Annotated in this window: 11 protein-coding genes; 9 read left to right on the top strand and 2 right to left on the bottom strand. The window is 34.9% G+C overall.

Annotation, left to right across the window (positions count from 1 at the left end):
* Nucleotides 1-74 precede the first annotated feature (74 nt).
* The 6 genes from ACULEU_RS11505 (at nucleotide 75) to proC (ending at nucleotide 7,426) form a co-directional block, all read left to right on the top strand.
* Entirely contained in the window at nucleotides 75-2,114 is a 2,040-nt protein-coding gene (locus ACULEU_RS11505) for a LysM peptidoglycan-binding domain-containing protein (RefSeq protein WP_445452734.1), read from the top strand.
* Nucleotides 2,114-2,518 carry an OsmC family protein gene (locus ACULEU_RS11500; protein ID WP_445452733.1) on the top strand — a complete coding sequence of 135 codons (405 nt, stop codon included), beginning with the start codon at nucleotides 2,114-2,116 and terminating at the stop codon, nucleotides 2,516-2,518. The genes ACULEU_RS11505 and ACULEU_RS11500 overlap by 1 nt, the downstream gene beginning before the upstream one ends.
* Before the next feature lie 63 nt (nucleotides 2,519-2,581).
* On the top strand, nucleotides 2,582-2,815 hold the full coding sequence (locus ACULEU_RS11495; RefSeq protein ID WP_445452732.1) for a DUF3820 family protein: 234 nt from the start codon (nucleotides 2,582-2,584) through the stop codon (nucleotides 2,813-2,815).
* Between the two features lie 179 nt (nucleotides 2,816-2,994).
* The gene (locus ACULEU_RS11490; protein WP_445452731.1) at nucleotides 2,995-4,608 is read left to right on the top strand and encodes a CTP synthase; all 1,614 of its coding nucleotides are present in this window, start codon (nucleotides 2,995-2,997) and stop codon (nucleotides 4,606-4,608) included.
* Between the two features lie 26 nt (nucleotides 4,609-4,634).
* On the top strand, nucleotides 4,635-6,554 hold the full coding sequence (yidC, locus tag ACULEU_RS11485) for a membrane protein insertase YidC (RefSeq protein ID WP_445452730.1): 1,920 nt from the start codon (nucleotides 4,635-4,637) through the stop codon (nucleotides 6,552-6,554).
* Nucleotides 6,555-6,625: 71 nt separating this feature from the next.
* Nucleotides 6,626-7,426 carry a pyrroline-5-carboxylate reductase gene (gene proC, locus ACULEU_RS11480; RefSeq protein WP_445452729.1) on the top strand — a complete coding sequence of 267 codons (801 nt, stop codon included), beginning with the start codon at nucleotides 6,626-6,628 and terminating at the stop codon, nucleotides 7,424-7,426.
* 55 nt (nucleotides 7,427-7,481) lie between these two features.
* On the opposite strand, the gene ACULEU_RS11475 is transcribed toward proC, so the two are convergent.
* Both ACULEU_RS11475 and ACULEU_RS11470 read right to left on the bottom strand, forming a co-directional pair.
* Entirely contained in the window at nucleotides 7,482-8,432 is a 951-nt protein-coding gene (locus ACULEU_RS11475) for a fasciclin domain-containing protein (RefSeq protein WP_445452728.1), read from the bottom strand.
* A 297-nt stretch (nucleotides 8,433-8,729) separates the two neighbouring features.
* Nucleotides 8,730-9,356, bottom strand: coding sequence for a fasciclin domain-containing protein (locus ACULEU_RS11470; RefSeq protein WP_445452727.1), 627 nt, complete (start codon nucleotides 9,354-9,356; stop codon nucleotides 8,730-8,732).
* A 95-nt stretch (nucleotides 9,357-9,451) separates the two neighbouring features.
* Here ACULEU_RS11470 and ACULEU_RS11465 point away from each other — a divergent pair, with 95 nt between their 5' ends.
* The 3 genes from ACULEU_RS11465 to ACULEU_RS11455 all read left to right on the top strand — a co-directional run bounded on the left by ACULEU_RS11465 (nucleotide 9,452) and on the right by ACULEU_RS11455 (nucleotide 13,108).
* A complete protein-coding gene (locus ACULEU_RS11465; protein ID WP_445452726.1) occupies nucleotides 9,452-10,156 on the top strand; it encodes a toxin-antitoxin system YwqK family antitoxin in 705 nt (234 codons plus the stop codon).
* Between the two features lie 112 nt (nucleotides 10,157-10,268).
* The gene (gene mnmA, locus ACULEU_RS11460) at nucleotides 10,269-11,456 is read left to right on the top strand and encodes a tRNA 2-thiouridine(34) synthase MnmA (RefSeq protein ID WP_445452725.1); all 1,188 of its coding nucleotides are present in this window, start codon (nucleotides 10,269-10,271) and stop codon (nucleotides 11,454-11,456) included.
* A gap of 26 nt (nucleotides 11,457-11,482) precedes the next feature.
* Nucleotides 11,483-13,108 (top strand): S8 family serine peptidase, encoded by a 1,626-nt coding sequence (locus ACULEU_RS11455; RefSeq protein WP_445452724.1) that lies wholly within the window; start codon nucleotides 11,483-11,485, stop codon nucleotides 13,106-13,108.
* The last annotated feature ends 26 nt before the right edge of the window (nucleotides 13,109-13,134 follow it).

Raw genomic sequence — 13,134 nt, 5'->3', positions numbered from 1 at the left:
GATGAAAAAAGTAACATTAAAGAGTGAATTTAAAAAGTTTTGTTAACTTTAGACGTTAAATAAATAATAAGTAAATGAAAAACCGTATTCTTTTTTCGATATTTCTAACAGTATTTTCTTTTGTTTTTACTGTTGCAGCAAAGCAAGAAAAATACATTAAACATACTGTAGTTAGTGGCGAGACTGTTAACATGATCGCACAGAAGTACAAGGTTACTCCGTATGATATCTATAAGTTAAACCCTGATTCTCAAAACGGAATTCAATTAGATAGTGTCTTGCTAGTTCCTTCTTCGGGTGAAGTGGTATCAAATGTAACAACACCATCCAATACGGTTGCTACGACATCAGTAACTCAAACCAATCCAACGACTCATTTGGTGCAACCAAAAGAAACGTTGTACAGTTTGTCTAAACAATACAATGTTACGGTAGATGCTATCAAAGCGGCTAATGGCGATTTGTTGAAAGAAGGATTAAAAATCGGTCAAAATATCAAAATACCAGCTTCAGGAAGTGAACCAATCGTAGCCACTAAACCGGTCGAAGTTCAAAAACCTGTGGTAAAGGAATCTCCGAAAGAAGCAGCAAAGCCTGAAACTTCAGTAGCAGGAACAGGTTATCATATCATTGAACCAAAAGAAACGAAATACGGAATCTCTAAGAAATACGGAATGACCATTGCCGAATTGGAGCGATTAAATCCCCAGATTGCCAATGATTTCCCAATTGGATTAAAACTGGTGGTTTCAGGAAACACTCCTGCAGTAGCAGAGGCTAAACCATCGGTTGAAGCAGTAAAACCATCAGTAGAGGCTACTAATTCTTCCTCAAGTACTAAGAAATATTTAGAAGAATACGTTGTGAAGCCAAATGAAACACCAGCTTCAATTGCCAACGATTATAGTATTACAGAAAAGGAACTCATTTCACTGAATCCCGAATTAAAAAAAGGCATCAAACTCGGTATGATACTGAGAGTGCCCAAAGGACAGCGCAAAGAACCTGTCAAAAAGGAGCAAGGAAATTTATTGAAAACAATCAACACTAATGCGAGAAAACAACTCGCATTACTTTTTCCATTTAATATCAGCAAAATAGAAAGCGATACTATTAATTCCACGCAAGCACGATTAAAGAAAGACAAATTCTTAAACCTGACTTTGGATTTCTATTCGGGAGCCTTAATGGCCATTGACTCAGCCAAGGTTTTAGGAATGAATGTCGATATCAAAATTTTAGATTCTCAAGAAACGAAAAACACCTCCAATATAGCAACATTAGCGCAACAAAATAGTCTTCAAAGTATGGATGCCATTGTGGGACCATTCTATCAAGCTAATGTTGAGAAAATGGCAGAATTGGTGGAACCAAACAAAGTTCCGGTGATATCACCACTGTCAAAAGAAATAGGGAAGAAGTATTCGAATTTATACCAATCGATGCCTTCTGCCGAACTATTGCGAAGTTCTATTTTTGATTTTATGAAATCTAAAAACGGGAATATTATTGCCGTCATTGATAACAAAAAAGGGAGCGTCAAGCAGTATATTCAGGACATGCAAAAAGAAACCAGAATTGTTGGTTTGAGCCCCAAGGGAACAGTTGTTGCCGATAGTTTAAAAGTTTTGTTACAAAAGGACAAACTGAATTATGTGGTATTAGCCTCAGAAAGTACCAGTATGATTTTAGCAACCACGGCCGCAATGCTGGCTGCGCAAAAAGACTTTCAAGTACAGTTAGTTATTATGGAGCCCAATGAAACGCTCGATTTTGAAGAGATTTCACTAACAAGATTGACCAAACTTAAACTTTTGTATCCATCGCTTTCAAGACCGAACGAGACTGTTGAAGCCAATCAATTCGATGCTAAATATAAAAAACTGAATAAGATTATGCCGAATCAATACGCGATACGCGGTTTCGATGTTACGTTTGATACCTTGTTGCGATTGTCTCAAGACAAAACGTATGAAGAAACGGTTCAGCTTTCGTCTTCGGAACAAATTGAAAATAAATTTGAATACGTGGCTAGTCCAACATACGGTTATGCTAATAACGGGATTTATATTTTGTATTACGACACTGACTTAACTATAAAAGAAGCACTATAATGGCAACATCAATTGTTCGATATTTAGGAGAATTAAGAACTTCCTGCATGCACATGCAATCAGGTACAGAAATCCTAACAGATGCACCAACCGATAATCATGGTAAAGGAGAAGCTTTCTCACCAACCGATCTTGTAGCGACCTCTTTAGGCAGTTGTATGGTTTCCATAATGGCGATAAAATCAAAAGACATGGATTTAGAACTAAAAGGTTCAACAGTGGAAGTAACCAAAATTATGCAAGCTGAGCCACGAAAAATCGCTAGGATAGAGGTTATTCTCAATATGTCGATCATCACTTCTGATAAAAACAAAACAATACTGGAAAGAACAGCCATGAATTGCCCGGTCTTGTTAAGCCTGCATCCGGATATTGAAAAAGTAGTAACTTTTAACTGGAAATAAAGCAAGAACATCGATAAAAGAGTATAAATTTATTTTCAGCATAAAGCATAATGCTCTTTTTAAATGAATCAACAACAACTCCTTCTGATAAAACTGGCACATACCAAAATGCCTTTCGGTAAATACGAAGGGTATTATCTTATTGATTTACCCGAATATTATGTGGTTTGGTACAGCAATAAAGGTTTTCCCAAAGGACAACTGGGTGAACAATTGCAATTGGTGTACGAACTTAAACTGAATGGTTTAGAACAGTTGGTTCGCAATATCAAAAAACAATATCCGAAACCGATGTAATTTGAAAATTTTATGATTTGAAAATTTGAAGATAGAGATTTTTAAGCATAAAGTATCATTTTCAAATTTTCAAATTAACTCATCTTCAAATTGACTTTAATATTGTATTTTTGCCTCGTTTTTTACAACAAATCTGAAAGGAATTCAGATTAAAACTACAACACAACAACTACAAAAAAATGAATCAGACAAAATACATTTTTGTTACCGGTGGTGTGACTTCTTCTTTGGGAAAAGGAATCATCGCAGCGTCTCTAGCCAAGTTACTGCAGGCAAGAGGATATCGAACGACCATTCAAAAATTTGACCCTTATATTAATGTGGATCCAGGAACTTTGAATCCCTATGAGCACGGAGAATGTTTTGTAACAGATGATGGCGCCGAAACCGATTTGGATTTAGGACATTACGAGCGTTTTTTAAATGTTCCAACTTCGCAAGCGAATAACGTGACCACAGGAAGAGTGTATCTTTCGGTAATTGAAAAAGAACGTAGAGGAGAATTTCTGGGTAAAACGGTACAGGTTGTTCCACATATTACGAACGAAATTAAGGAACGAATGCAATTGCTTGGTAAATCAGGTGATTTCGATATCGTGATTACTGAAATAGGAGGAACTGTCGGAGATATCGAGTCCTTACCTTATATCGAATCGGTCCGTCAATTGGTATGGGAATTAGGCGAAAATAATGGCATTGTGATTCACTTAACCTTAGTGCCTTATTTGGCAGCAGCAGGTGAATTAAAAACAAAGCCAACACAACATTCTGTTAAAACCCTGATGGAAAGCGGTATCAAAGCAGACATTTTGGTTTGTAGGACAGAGCACGAAATATCAGATGAATTGCGTCAAAAGTTAGCCTTATTTTGCAATGTAAAACGGGAAGCTGTAATTCAGTCCATCGATGCTTCCACTATATATGAAGTTCCGAATCTCATGCTCGAAGAAGGATTAGATATTGTTGCATTAAAGAAATTAAACTTACCTAAAAAAGCGGCGCCTGACTTAAAAAATTGGAATACATTTTTACATCGATTAAAACATCCGAAGCAAACTGTAAATGTCGGGTTGGTCGGAAAATATGTAGAGTTGCAGGATTCGTATAAATCTATATTAGAATCTTTCATTCATGCTGGTGCAGCCAATCAAACCAAAGTTAATGTGATTTCTATTCATTCAGAGTATTTGGATGCCAAAACGGCAGCAGAACAGCTTCAGGATTTGGATGGCATATTAGTTGCCCCAGGATTTGGGGGTCGTGGTATTGAAGGAAAAATTGATACCGTTCGTTATGCCCGCGAAAATAACATTCCTTTTTTTGGAATTTGTCTCGGAATGCAAATGGCGGTTATCGAATATTCTAGAAATGTTTTAGGTCTAAAGGATGCGAATTCGACTGAAATGAATGAAGAAACCGAGAATCCGGTTATTTCTATCATGGAAGATCAAAAAACCATCACAGACAAAGGTGGGACGATGCGTTTAGGTGCTTGGAAATGCGATATTGTAACAGATTCACTGGCACACCATATCTATGGAAAAACTCAGATTGAAGAGCGTCATCGCCATCGATATGAATTTAATAATGACTACAGAAAACAATTAGAAAAAGCAGGTTTGGTTTGCTCAGGAACAAATCCGGAAACAGGTTTGGTTGAAATTATTGAGCTGAAAAACCATCCCTTTTTTATCGGAGTGCAATACCATCCGGAATATAAAAGTACTGTTGCAAATCCACACCCAATTTTTGTTAGCTTTGTGGCCGCAATGGTAAAACATAAAAACAATTAAAAGATACTGACAGGTTCAGCATTATCATGGAAGAAAAAAAGAAATTTGATTTTAATACTATTATTGGTTTTGGTTTGATATTTATCATCATCATGTGGATGATGTACAACAACAGAAACACGGAATTAAAAGAACAACAGGAGAAAGCCAAAAAAGAGAAGATTGAAAAGCAACAACAACAGAAACAAGTTGCTGTTAAACAAGTCGCAGCAGTTATTAAAGATTCTACTGTAAATGATACCATGAAGCTTCAAAAGCTAAAAGGAACTTTAGGAAGCTTTGCTTATTCGGCTACTTTGCCTTCTGCAAAAGAGGAAGTAACTACTCTTGAAAATGAATTTATAAGGCTGAAAATTGCTAATAAAGGAGGGTATATTGTAGAAGCCATCTTGAAGAATTATGAAAGATTCGAGAAAAAATCAGGCCAATTAGTCGAACTGATTAAAGATAACAATTCCAGTTTTAACCTTCAGTTGCAAACTAAAGACAATAGAGTTTTAAATACCAAAGATTTGTTTTTTGAACCTACTTTAACTAAAGTAGGAGTTAACCAAGTACTTTCGATGAAGTTGAAAGCCGGAGCTAATGAGTTTTTAGAGTTCAAATATGTATTAGCACCAAATCAGTATTTGGTTGATTTTGATCTTCGTTCACAAGGATTAAATACCGTTTTAAATACCGCTAAACCAATTGATTTGCAGTGGGACTTGAAAACCTATCGCAACGAAAAAAGTATTTCCTATGAAAACCGTTATGCCGAAATTTATTTTGAACATGAAGATGGAAAAATTGATTATGTAGGACAAGGAACTGATAAGGAAGAAAATCCTGAAAAAACAACTTATATTGCCTACAAACAGCATTTCTTTACCAGTATTTTATTAACTAAAACACCATTTGCCACCGCTAAATTATATTCCAATAATTTGGTAAATGACGAAAAGAAAGATACCCTTTTTACAAAACAGTACAAAGCAACTTTACCGCTAGCATTCACTAATGGGGAACTTGATTATAAAATGAATTGGTATTATGGACCAACAGATTATAAAACACTAAAAAAATACGATCGTAATATTGAGAAAATAGTTCCTTTAGGTTGGGGTATTTTCGGATGGATTAATAAGTTTATTTTTATTCCACTATTTGGATTCTTAAGCTCGTTCATGGGATTAGGAATTGCAATTATTGTCTTTACTATATTGATAAAAATTGCCATGTCACCTATAACGTTCAAATCATTTTTGTCACAAGCTAAAATGAAAGTTTTACGTCCGGAGATTATGGAAATTGGAGAAAAATTCCAAAAAGATCCTATGAAGAAGCAACAGGAAACCATGAAGCTTTATAATAAAGCTGGAGTAAATCCGATGGCTGGTTGTATTCCGGCATTAATCCAGATTCCGTTTATGTATGCCTCGTTTCAGTTCTTTCCATCGGCTTTTGAATTGAGACAAAAAGGATTTCTTTGGGCAGATGACTTGTCTTCTTTTGATGCTGTATATTCGTGGGAAACACACATTCCTATCATTTCGTCCATTTATGGTAATCACATTAGTTTGTTCCCTATTTTGGCTGCTATAGCGATCTTCTTTTATATGAAAATGACGTCTGGCGACCAAGTAATGGCGCAACCACAACAAGAAGGAATGCCAGATATGGCTAAAATCATGAAAATTATGATCTATGTTTCACCTGTAATGATGTTGTTATTCTTCAATAGTTATGGATCCGGATTGAGTTTGTATAACTTTATTTCCAACCTGATTACCATCGGAATTATGTTGGTTATCAAGAAATACTTTATCAATAGTGATAAAATTCATGCTCAAATACAAGAGAATAAAACCAAGCCCAAAACAGAAAGCAAATTCCAAAAGAAAATGCGTGAAATGATGGAGCAGGCTGAGGAGCAAAAGAAGCTTCAACAAAAGAAAAAGAAATAATATTTGACACCTACATTTCAAAACTCTGTTTAAAAACCTATCTTTAAACAGAGTTTTTTATTTTTAATGATATGAAAGTTTTAATAATTGGTTACGGAAATATGGGTAAAACGTATGCGAATAGTTTTATCAGTTCCAGGTTCATAAAACCACAAGATATATATGTCTTGGTTAGAAATCAAAATTATAATGCTCCAGAAAGTAGCATACCAAAGAGTAATTTTTTGTTTTCAGCTACTGACACTATAAGTGATTTTGACATCGTAATTTTAGCTGTAAAACCTCAGGATTTTGAAGTTTTAGCACAATCAATACAACCTTTTCTAAAAGACAGCCAGATAATTTTTTCAGTCATGGCTGGCATTGCCATAGCTAAATTAGAATCGCGTCTTTCGTGCTCAAAAGTCGTACGTTCTATGCCCAATATTCCAACGCAAATTGGTATGGGTATGACAGTTTTTACTGCGTCAGCAAGTGTGGATAGAAAAGAATTATTCATTATTCAAAATCTTATTAATACCACAGGAAAATCGGTTTATGTAGAAGATGAAAAACTCATCAATGCCGCAACAGCCATATCAGGAAGTGGTCCGGCTTATGTTTTTTACTTCATGAAATCGATGATACAAGCAGCAGTTGATTTAGGATTCAACGAATCGGAAGCTGAATTGTTGGTGAATCAAACCTTTATGGGTTCTGTGGCCATTCAAAATAGTTACTCACTATCTAATGAAGAATGGATAGCCAAAGTAGCTTCAAAAGGAGGTACTACAGAAAGTGCCTTGAAGGTTTTTGAAAAAGGTATTTTAGAAAATACTATTATCGAGGCTGTAAAAGCGGCCAATAATAGAGCTGCAGAATTAGGGTCATAAAAAAAGCGCAACTCGTTAGAGTTGCGCTTTTTGGCTTTTCATAGCAATTTTTTTATTAGTTGAAAGCTGGTATTAGTACACCATCAACGGCATGTATAATTCCGTTAGAGCACTGTACATCTTTCACAATAATTGTTTTGTTAGTTGCTGAAGCATCGTCAATTGAAACTCCAGTAATTGAAAATGAATTGCCAGTAAATAGAGTCCCTATTTGACCTGTTGGAATTGCATTTGAAAGCACATTAACGCCTCCAACTACATGGTACTTTAATAAATTAGTTTTGTTATCAGATGATAATGAACCATAAACACCTTCAACAGCTGGTGTAAATGCGCTGTTTATAGGAGCAAAAACAGTAAACGGTGAACTAACAGTTCCGTCTAGGGTTGGGACTAATCCTTGCGCTGATAAAAGACCTACTAAATCCGTAAAATTATCATTTGCTAGAGCGTGATCTACAATTGTAGGTAAGGTGATAACTTCATCAACAAGATGGATTACTCCATTTGAAGCAATGATATTAAAGGTTCCACCATTTGTTGTGGTAATTACAGCTGAACTACCGTTTAGAGTTACTCCACCTGTTGTATCTACAAACATACTTAATGTATTTGTTGCAGAAGCTGCTCCTTTTCCTAGAGTTTTGATATAAGAGTTGTCGGTTAGGCCTGAAGATTGTACTGCTCCACTCACCACATGATTAAGTAATAATTCTCTAAGCGCAGGAATTTCAGCGTCAGTTAAATCATCAATTGCAGCAGCAGTATAGCCAGCATCGATAAAGGCTTGGTTTGTTGGAGCAAATACAGTAAATGGTCCAGTTGTTTGTAAATCATCCGCTAATCCAGCTTTTGTTAAGGCTTTTACTAACAAAGATAAATCTGTTGTTCTTAATGCAATACCAGTAACAGTATTGTCAACTGGAGTTGAATTGTCGTCATCAGAGCATGAAAGCACAGTTACTGCTAGGCATGCAATTAAAAATTTTTTGATTAAGTTTTTCATAGTGTTTTTGTTTTAATGTTTCAACAAACTTACTTTATTTTTGTTTAACAAAAAAATAAAAACATTAGACAAAATGATATTTATGAAATAATTAACGGTTTTGTTTAAGCTTCTAATCAGGCAATTATAAAAAATAATGAGAATTAATAATGTATCGCTTTTTGACTTGCAATAAATTAATTAAACAAAAATTCATAAGAAAGTATAACAACTGTTTAATTTGAATTTATTTTTTTTACATAAAAAAAGCTTCTCAATTGAGAAGCTTTTTAATATTGTAATTCAATTGGTAAGAGATTAACCTCCAGTTGAAGGAATTAATACGGCATCAATTACGTGGATAACTCCATTTGATGCAGCAGCATCTCTAGCAAAAACTCTTGAGCTATTGATGAAGATACTTTTTTGCTCATAAGTTCCTAAATCTGGATCAATTTCTGGGAAATAAGTATTGCCTTCAATGTTAACAGTAATTGTTTGCCCTAAAGATGTAGTAACTACTTGTCCGTCAGTTAAATCAGTTGATAATGCTTTTGCGTTTACAATGTGATTTTTCAAAACATTTTCCAAAACTCCAGGATTAGCAATGTCAAACTCTTCAACAGTTAAGCCAGCAAGAACAACATAAAGTGCATCATCTGTTGGAGCAAAAACAGTATATTCTCCCGGTTCATCTAACATTGTGTCCATTCCAGTAATTTCTAGTGCTTCACTAAAATAACTAAAGTCTTGTTTAGCCGCACCAAGTAGTTTAGTAATAGAAGTTGGTTTTAAATTTTGTTCATCTTGCTCAGGCTCTGAACAAGAAAAAGCTAAAAAGGAGACTACTACTAATGTAATGCTTCTCAATAAATTTTTCATTTTTATTTTTTTTAAAGTTTTATCAAAAATATAAAATTTATCCTTTAGTGCTAATGAAATCATAAAATTATTTTTATACTAAATGTAATAATTTCTCGTTTAGTAGATATGCTTAACTTTGCAAAAGTAATATTCGTACCAAAAATCAAGAGGAAAACATGAAATACATTATAGTTTGCTTATTAATTTCAATCAATATTTTTGCTCAGGAGATCAATAAAACAGATGAGAACGGAAAGAAACACGGACTTTGGAAAGGTTTTTATGATGATTCAAAGCGTCCCAGATATGAAGGAACTTTTGAGCATGGAAAAGAAATAGGAATGTTCAAATTTTTTGATGATACGAAAGTTGGAACCATAATCGCAACTAGAGAGTTTAATTCAAATGACGATTCTTGCTACACAATATTTTATAATCAAAAAAAGAATAAAGTGAGTGAGGGTAAAGTAGTTAACAAACAGTTTGAGGGAGATTGGAAATATTATCACGAGGATTTGCCCACTGTTATGACGTTAGAATCATACAGTAATGGTAAGCTTAATGGAGTTAGAAAGGTGTATTACAAAAGCGGTGAAATTGCAGAGGAAACAAGCTATTTAAATGGTCTTAAAAACGGACCCTATAAAAGTTATGCTGAAAATGGTGTGCTTCTTGAAGAATCCAATTATAAAAATGATTTGTATGATGGAATGTCAATCAATCGAAGTGCAACAAATACGATAACTAGTCAAGGGGTATACAAAGCAGGAAAGAAAGTTGGTATCTGGAAAATCCTTGAAAAAGGAAAGATAAAAGAAGTCAACATGAACTATCAAAATAAAAACTTCAAAAGACCTAAAATGCCAAAACAGCCAGAGTAATTTCTGGCTTTTCTTTTAATAGCTTCTCTCTACCAACCAATCATTTTATCTGATGTCAAGGGATAGAACTTTAAGGTTTTTGGGGTAACTTTGCAACAAAATTTTTTGTTTTATGAAACGAGTTGTTGTCGGACTTTCTGGCGGAGTTGATTCAAGTGTTGCGGCTTATTTATTAAAAGAGCAAGGCTATGAGGTCATTGGTCTTTTTATGAAAAATTGGCACGATGATTCGGTTACCATATCGAATGAATGTCCGTGGCTTGAAGACAGTAACGATGCACTACTTGTTGCTGAAAAGTTAGGGATTCCTTTTCAAACAGTTGATTTAAGCGAACAATACAAAGAAAAAATTGTAGACTACATGTTTAAAGAATATGAAAACGGTAGAACTCCCAATCCGGATGTATTGTGCAATCGCGAAATAAAGTTTGATGTATTTATGAAAATTGCCCTATCTCTTGGTGCCGATTACGTAGCTACTGGCCATTATTGTAGAAAAGGAAGTGTTATTGTTGATGGAAAACCTGTTTATCAATTATTAGCGGGTAAAGATGGTAATAAAGACCAATCGTATTTCTTGTGTCAATTATCGCAGGATCAATTAGCGAAATCCCTATTCCCAATAGGCGAATTAACAAAACCTGAAGTTCGTGAGATAGCCACTAAATTAGATTTGGTTACTGCAGAAAAAAAAGATTCACAAGGATTATGTTTTATAGGTAAAGTAAGACTACCAGAATTTTTACAGCAACAATTACAACCTAAAGAGGGAATAATTTACGAAATCGATGCTGAAAATTTTCTTTATAATCAAGAACAGCCAAACTTTAGTAGTATTGAAGAGCAGTTAGCTTATGAAGCTAAAGGCATTTCTTATACTTCTGAAAATGGGAAAGTGGTAGGGAAACATCAAGGGGCTCATTATTTCACCATAGGACAACGCAAAGGCTTGAATGTTGGCGGAACTAAAGAAGCCTTATTTATTATTGCTACTGATGTAAAAGCGAATGCTATTTATACGGGTCAAGGGGCAAATCATCCTGGTTTGTTTAGAAGCGCACTTCGAGTTCAACCTTCGGAAGTTCATTGGATAAGACAGGATTTGAAGTTGAAAAATGGAGAAACAATGCAGGTAATGGCCCGAATCCGTTACCGTCAGGAACTCCAAAAGGCTACTTTATACCAGTTTGAAAGTGGCTTGTATGTTTCTTTTGAGGAACCACAATCAGCTATCACTGAAGGTCAATTTGTGGCCTGGAATATTGGTGATGAATTAGTAGGTTCAGGAGTTATTTCATAAATTAGCTTTTCAAATAAATAAATGTTATGAAAAATATTTTTGCTTTCGTGATTTTTATAATGAGCTGTCAAGTATTTTCTCAAGAAGATGCTTGGGTATATTTTGTAGATAAACCTAATGCGCAATTCTATTTTGATAATCCATTACAAATGCTCACGCAGCGCTCACTAGACAGAAGGGCTAATCAAAATATAGCTCTTGATATAAAAGATGTTCCGATTCATCAGCCTTACGTTGACCAGATAATCAGTTCTTCTGGAATTGAAGTAAAAGCAAAATCAAAATGGTTCAACGCTGTCCATGTGCGAGGTTCTCTTGAAGATATTCAGAATTTAACGTCATTAACATTTGTTGACCGTATTCATTATGCTGACCGGAGTTTAAATGTTACTGGTAAAACAAATTCGAGTGCAAAAACAGTCACTTTAAATAAGATTAATAAAGTTTTGGATACTAATGTTACCTTCTCTTATGGAAATTCCGGAAATCAGATACAAATGTTGAATGCCGATTTATTACATCAGCAAAATTATACTGGAAACGGAAAAATCATTGCTGTTATGGATGCAGGATTTCCTAATGTTAATACAATAGCACCGTTTCAAAGACTAAGAGATAATAATCAGATTTTAGGTGGATATAATTTTGTGGACAAAAATGAAGATATCTACTCTAGAAACTCACATGGAACGCTAGTTCTTTCTACGATGGGTGGTTATGTCGAAAATCAATTAGTAGGAACCGCTCCTGATGCGAATTACTATTTATTCATCACTGAAGATGCAAGTAGTGAAAATCCGGTAGAAGAGAGTTATTGGGTGGAAGCAGCTGAGGTTGCGGATGCCCTTGGAGTTGATGTTATCACAACATCTTTGGGCTACTTTGGCTACGACAATCCAAATTATAGTTATACTTACGATGATTTAAATGGTAGTACATCTTTTATTTCAAAAGGATCTGACATAGCTTTTAGTCGCGGAATGATTTGTGTTGCTAGTGCAGGGAATTCTGGAGCTTCTCCAGATCCGTTTATTGGAGTTCCTTCGGATGCTATAACTACTTTAGGTATTGGTGCTGTAAAAGCAGATGAAACGTATGCCACTTTTAGTTCTATTGGACCAACACCAGACGGACGCGTAAAGCCTGATATTATGGCGCAAGGTCAGGCCTCGGTGATTTCTAACACTGCTGGAACTGTTGTGACAGGCAGTGGAACTTCATTTGCAGGTCCTATTATGGCTGGAGCAATTACTAGTTTTTGGCAAGCAGTACCCTCTTTAACCAATCAGCAGGTAATCGATTTTGTAAAACAATCGGCTGATAGATTTGCTAATCCAACCTCACAGTTTGGCTACGGAATCCCTGATTTTCAAGCTGCCTTAAACGCTGCACTACTTACAGTGAAAGAAAACGATTTTACTAAATTTTTGATTTATCCTAATCCAGTGCAAGAAAATCTGGTTGTTGTTTTTCCTAATGAGTATGAATCGGCAAAAGTTATCTTTTCTAATGCTTTAGGTCAAATTATCTCTGAAAAATCAATCACAAAATCCGAATCATCCATTTCGGTAGAGGGTCTAAATTCTGGTATGTATCTCTACAAAATAGTTAGTAATTCTTTTATTCAATCTGGAAAAATTATAAAAAATTAATACAGACATTATTGCGAACTGACGTA

This window comes from Flavobacterium sp. 25HG05S-40 (assembly GCF_052654735.1).
Note: the sequence above shows the minus strand (reverse complement) of the source record. Positions and strands in the feature narration are given on the sequence as shown.

Bases quoted from the DNA above. Each gene is read 5' to 3' on its own strand.
- ACULEU_RS11470 (WP_445452727.1), bottom strand. From the start codon at position 9,356: ATGATTTCATTAGCACTAAAGGATAAATTTTATATTTTTGATAAAACT.
- yidC (WP_445452730.1), top strand. From the start codon at position 4,635: ATGGAAGAAAAAAAGAAATTTGATTTTAATACTATTATTGGTTTTGGT.
- ACULEU_RS11475 (WP_445452728.1), bottom strand. From the start codon at position 8,432: ATGAAAAACTTAATCAAAAAATTTTTAATTGCATGCCTAGCAGTAACT.
- ACULEU_RS11465 (WP_445452726.1), top strand. From the start codon at position 9,452: ATGAAATACATTATAGTTTGCTTATTAATTTCAATCAATATTTTTGCT.
- proC (WP_445452729.1), top strand. From the start codon at position 6,626: ATGAAAGTTTTAATAATTGGTTACGGAAATATGGGTAAAACGTATGCG.
- mnmA (WP_445452725.1), top strand. From the start codon at position 10,269: ATGAAACGAGTTGTTGTCGGACTTTCTGGCGGAGTTGATTCAAGTGTT.
- ACULEU_RS11500 (WP_445452733.1), top strand. From the start codon at position 2,114: ATGGCAACATCAATTGTTCGATATTTAGGAGAATTAAGAACTTCCTGC.
- ACULEU_RS11490 (WP_445452731.1), top strand. From the start codon at position 2,995: ATGAATCAGACAAAATACATTTTTGTTACCGGTGGTGTGACTTCTTCT.
- ACULEU_RS11455 (WP_445452724.1), top strand. From the start codon at position 11,483: ATGAAAAATATTTTTGCTTTCGTGATTTTTATAATGAGCTGTCAAGTA.
- ACULEU_RS11505 (WP_445452734.1), top strand. From the start codon at position 75: ATGAAAAACCGTATTCTTTTTTCGATATTTCTAACAGTATTTTCTTTT.
- ACULEU_RS11495 (WP_445452732.1), top strand. From the start codon at position 2,582: ATGAATCAACAACAACTCCTTCTGATAAAACTGGCACATACCAAAATG.